Consider the following 3,198-nt stretch of genomic DNA (forward strand, 5'->3'; position numbering starts at 1 on the left):
GCCCGGGCAATGCGCCCCGCGCTCCGCGGCCCGCCCGGCCTCCCTCAGCCGGGCGCGGCGTTCCGCCTCCTGCGGGAAAGCCCTCCGCCTCCCGTCCCCCCAGCTCCGGGCCGGACGAGCTTGACCTCGGCTTCCTCGAAGACGATTTCACCTTCGGCCCGCCGGGCGAGGACTGACGCCCCTTTTTGTTTTTGAAATAAATGCAGCAAATACAATAAAGAAAGCCGGAATCTGTGATGACAAATATCAACGACGCACGCAACCTGACGCTTCTGATGGATTTCTACGAGCTGACCATGGCGGCCGGCTATTTCGAAGAAGGCTACACCGACAAGGTGGGCGTGTTCGACATGTTCTTCCGCAAGATACCCGACGGCGGCGGCTTTGCCATTGCCGCGGGCCTGGAGCAGTTCTGTGAGGTAGTGGATAACCTTCACTTCAGCGAAGAGGACATCGAATACCTGCGGGGCAAGGGCTGCTTCTCCGAGCAGTTCCTCGACTATCTGCGCCGCTTTGAATTCCACTGCAATATCTGGGCTGTGGCCGAAGGCACGCCCATTTTCCCCCACGAGCCCATCGTCATCGTGGAGGGCCCGGCCATCGAGGCCCAACTCATCGAGACGCTGCTTCTGGTCACCTTCAACCATCAAAGCCTGATCGCCACCAAGACGAACCGCATTGTCCGTGCGGCGCAGGGCCGCCCGGTGATGGAGTTCGGCTCCCGGCGGGCACAGGGGTACGACGCCGCCGTGCTGGGCGCGCGCGCAGCGTACATCGGCGGCGTGGTAGGCACCGCCTGCGTCATGGCGGACAGGCAGTTCGGCATTCCCGCGCTGGGTACCATGGCCCATAGCTGGGTGCAGATGTTCCCCAGCGAATACGAGGCCTTCAAGCGGTACGCCGAGCTTTACCCCGACAACTGCACGCTGCTGGTGGATACTTACAGCGTGGTGAAGAGCGGTGTGCCCAATGCCATCCGCGTGTTCGACGAAGTACTCAAGCCTCTGGGCATCCGTCCCAAGGGCGTACGCATCGATTCCGGCGACATTGCGTACCTTTCCAAAAAGGCGCGCAAAATGCTGGATGCGGCGGGCTATCCGGACTGCGGCGTGTGCGCGTCCAACTCTCTGGACGAATATCTGGTGCGGGACCTGATCCTGCAGGGCGCGCAGGTGACGAACTTCGGCATCGGTGAAAATATGATCACCAGCAAGAGCGACCCTGTGTTCGGCGGCGTGTACAAGCTGGCCGCTGTGAAGGACGGCGGCCGGTATCTTCCGAAGATCAAAATCAGCGAAACAGCGGAAAAGACTACCATCCCGCACCTGAAAAACCTGTACCGCATCTACGACAACGACACCGGAAAGGCCATGGCCGATTACATCACCATGGCGGACGAGACCGTGGATGTGACGGACGGCATCACCTTGTTCGACCCGGTGGAGACCTGGAAAAAGCGCACCTTTACCAACGTGCGCGCCGAACGGCTGAACCGTCCCATTTATGTGAACGGAAAGCGCGTGTACGAAAACCCGCCGCTGCGGGATATCCGGGATTTCTGCGCCGCTCAGGTGGCGACTCTGTGGGATGAGGTGACCCGCTTTGAAAATCCCCACCGCTATTATGTGGACCTTTCCCAAAAGCTCTGGGACGAACGCCAGCGTCTGCTGACGGAATTCGGCCGCTGAGCGCGGCATTCAAAGGAGAAAACACAAGGAGAATCATGGAAAAACAACAAAATTCTATGGCCACGCCGGCGCTGCTGCGCCGCTTCTGGCCCTACATGGCCCGCTATAAGGGCATCCTCTGCTTCGATCTGTTCTGTGCGGCGCTCACCTCGGTGTGCGAGCTGGTTCTGCCGCTCATCATGCGTTCCATCACCAATATGGGCGTAAACGACCTTTCCAGCCTGACGGTGAGCTATATCCTCCGCGTTGGCGCACTTTATCTGGTGCTTCGGCTCATTGACGGCGCAGCCAACTACTTTATGGCCAACACGGGCCATGTGATGGGCGCGCGCATTGAAACGGATATGCGCCGAGACGCCTTTGACCACCTGCAAAAGCTGTCCGACAGCTACTTTGCCAATACCAAGGTGGGCCAGATCATGGGGCGCATCACCAACGACCTGTTTGATGTAACGGAATTCGCCCACCACTGTCCGGAAGAATTTTTCATCGCCGGGCTGAAGGGCGTTATCTCATTCATCATCCTCGCGGGCATGAACGTATGGCTCACGCTCATTGTGTTTGCGGTGGTGCCCGTTATGGTCGTCTGCTGCACGCGCTTTAACCATATGGTGCGCGCCACATTCCTCAAGCAGCGCCGCCACATCGGCGAACTGAACGCCCGCATCGAGGACAGCCTGCTGGGTGAGCGCGTGGTGAAGGCCTTCGGCGGCGAGGACCTTGAGCGCGAAAAATTCGAGCAGGACAACGGACGCTTCCTGGACATCAAAAAGGAGACCTACCGCTGGATGGCCGCCTTCAACACCACCACACGCCTGTTCGACGGGCTGATGTACCTTGTTGTGATCGTGGCGGGCGGCCTGTTTATGCTCTACGGCAAGATCGAGCCGGGCGACCTTGTGGCCTACATGCTGTACGTCACCACGCTGCTGTCCACCATCCGGCGCATCATCGAATTCGCCGAGCAGTTCCAGCGCGGCATGACAGGCATCGAGCGCTTCTGCGAGATCATGGACGCGGATGTAGACATCTTCGACGACGAGAACGCAAAGCCCCTGGAAAATGTGCAGGGACGCATCACCTTCGAGCATGTGAGCTTTGAATATCCGGACGACCACAATAAAGTGCTGCATGATTTAAGCCTGGATGTGCGCCCCGGTGAAAAGCTGGCTCTCGTAGGGCCGTCCGGCGGCGGCAAGACGACGCTGTGCAACCTCATTCCCCGTTTTTACGACGCAACGTCCGGCCATGTGTGCATCGACGGCCGCGATGTGAAAACCGTAACGCTGGAATCCCTGCGCAGGGCCATCGGCATCGTGCAGCAGGACGTTTATCTGTTCAGCGGAACCGTGTACGAAAACATCCTCTACGGGCGTCCGGACGCCACCCGCGCCGAGGTGGAGCAGGCCGCAAAGCTGGCCGGCGCGCACGAGTTCATCTCGGCGCTGCACAGCGGCTACGACACCTATGTGGGCGAGCGCGGCGTCAAGCTTTCCGGCGGGCAGAAGCA

At 59.8% G+C, this 3,198-nt stretch carries 2 protein-coding genes; both read left to right on the forward strand.

The annotated features are described in order from the left end of the window. Positions 1–236 precede the first annotated feature (236 nt). On the forward strand, positions 237–1,688 hold the full coding sequence (locus tag IIY41_RS03170) for a nicotinate phosphoribosyltransferase (protein ID WP_009324771.1): 1,452 nt from the start codon (positions 237–239) through the stop codon (positions 1,686–1,688). A gap of 35 nt (positions 1,689–1,723) precedes the next feature. After that, positions 1,724–3,198 (forward strand): ABC transporter ATP-binding protein (locus IIY41_RS03175; protein ID WP_287399654.1); only part of this gene is annotated, 1,475 nt, incomplete at its 3' end.

The organism is Ruthenibacterium sp., assembly GCF_017421385.1.
In the GTDB taxonomy this organism is placed as follows: Bacteria; Bacillota; Clostridia; order Oscillospirales; family Ruminococcaceae; genus Ruthenibacterium; species Ruthenibacterium lactatiformans.